Below are 2,078 nucleotides of genomic sequence, written 5' to 3' on the forward strand. Positions count from 1 at the left end.
TGATTTCACGATGTCCAAGATACTCACTTCCACAAGTGATGTGGTTATCACCAGCACTACCATAACCAAGAATATAAACTTTTTTGTATGAATTAATATCGAACTCTTCAGGTGTAAGCAACCTGTTGTTTTTATATGTTGTTTTTATATGTCGTTTTTACAGCCGCCCCGATAGCCACATTCACATTTTTACTTTTTAAGTCAGCGTCACTCAGACTATCAACAACATATTGTTGTGCTTTTTTTTCATAATCAGCCTTAACAGACTGGCTCATAAAAAGAATATCATACGGTGCTTTACCTTTCAAAGTGCGGGGTATTTGTTGACCAAGAATATTCAGTGCCTGTTCACCCACCCCATCTTTTCCAAGAAAGACCATCAACCCTTCTTTATTCTGAGGAGGTGTTGTTTCAGAGGAAACAGATAATACAGAACTATGATTTAATACACCGGAATGGTTAAGAGATGAGCTTACTTTGACTACCGATAATTCTTTTAATGTAGTATTATTTATTGGACTGTTTGAGCATTGCTGCACAGCTTCCTGAAAAGCCATGATTCTTTCTTTAACAGAAGGAAAAGCGATACTTGTTTTAGCAACTTCAATTTTTCTTGCAGTTGTATGTGGAGTGTTTCCACCCAAAGAAGAATAAGAAGGACTGATTAAATTTCTTTGTAAAAAGCAGTTGCTTTTTACAGCAATACTACGCCCTCCCCCAAAAAAGCCCCCCTAAACATAAACCTTTTAGACAAAAAATGCGCGAAATCACTTTTGTTTCACATTGAAATAAACAATAAAATTAACAAAAAAACAACCAAAACGTTTGAAAACATTTTTTGTTTATTTCATAACTTTTGGGGCAGAAAAATCCTCTAAGACTGCAACAATCCTTTTCACTCAACCAGTTATAGAATATCCAGATAGCAAAGAACTCCGATCTGGTTATAGTAACTTTTACCGGACAGTGATTAGTCCTGTTCTCAGTTAATGCTAACAATGTTTCTAGCCTCTCTGAATGAAAGAGAATCACTTATTGCGGATCAATGCAAGAGGTATGCATTCTTTATGATAAGCATACCTTACTCTATTCTTTATTCGTCCTGTTATATTTATCAGAACATTTTTCATTTCTCATTAAGACGCCACTCCCCATAAAATTCATCTGTAGAACCATATGCATTTATCATTATAAAAAATAATCTTATTAATTATCTTTTGAATTTATTTGCATCATGCCACCAGAAATTGTTGATATATAGTTACAGAAAATATAAAGGTGTTTTTATTATGAACAGTGGTTATTATAGACAGACAATGATAATTTCACTGCAAACTATACCGGTCAGTAACCAGATGGTACGGCAACGTTATACTGGAAGAAATACAGTTCTTTTATTCATAACAATGAGATTAAGCAGGCTCTCTACATCCTTATACCTGAAGAGTATCATTTTCAGCTTGAAAACTGGCAGCCTCGTGTTACCTGTTACTTTGAGCCTGTAAAAATCAGGATGCATGGATGCCGATAAAAACCAAAAGCAATTCTCATTATCGTATATTCAGGCAATCAGTGCGCAGGATAGAGGAAGAAGAGTTGTGTATACATACCTGAAAATACATTAATAATGGTTATTAATCAAACTATATTGCAGCCAATGCACACCGTAACAAACAGTACTCAACATTTATTACAATCGCTGACATCACCACAATCCCTGTGGCGATAGCGTCCTGAACATTCGTCAGGATTGATTTGAGTTCTTTATGTCATTCGTTATAATTTGGCTCAACCACCGAGCTTCTGAAGGTGACAGTGTTAGTAATGGCTGCCGATCTCCTGCGCCTGGTGGTCTCATATTATAAGAGCTGGAGCGTATGTTTACTACTGTAACTCCATCCAAACTACACGTGCTTGAGAGCAGAACGCAATTTCTAGGTGCGGCTCTATCAACTAAAGGTCCGGATATTTCTGGTTTAACTGCAGAACTTCTTGAAAATAGACTTCCTATTGACAATGGCATCTGAACCGCCCCGGGAATCCTGGAGACTAAACTCCCTGAGAAAGAGGTAAACAGG

At 36.6% G+C, this 2,078-nt stretch carries 1 protein-coding gene; it reads right to left on the minus strand.

The window, feature by feature from the left end; genetic code table 11:
• Window positions 1-131: 131 nt before the first annotated feature.
• A complete protein-coding gene (locus A7090_RS26860) occupies window positions 132-557 on the minus strand; it encodes a hypothetical protein (protein ID WP_241957298.1) in 426 nt (141 codons plus the stop codon).
• Window positions 558-2,078: the final 1,521 nt, after the last annotated feature.

This window comes from Escherichia sp. MOD1-EC7003, from assembly GCF_002965065.1.
Taxonomy (GTDB): Bacteria; Pseudomonadota; Gammaproteobacteria; order Enterobacterales; family Enterobacteriaceae; genus Escherichia.

Excerpts from the sequence above, each read along its gene's own strand:
- A7090_RS26860 (WP_241957298.1), bottom strand. The coding sequence starts at position 557 with ATGGCTTTTCAGGAAGCTGTGCAGCAATGCTCAAACAGTCCAATAAAT.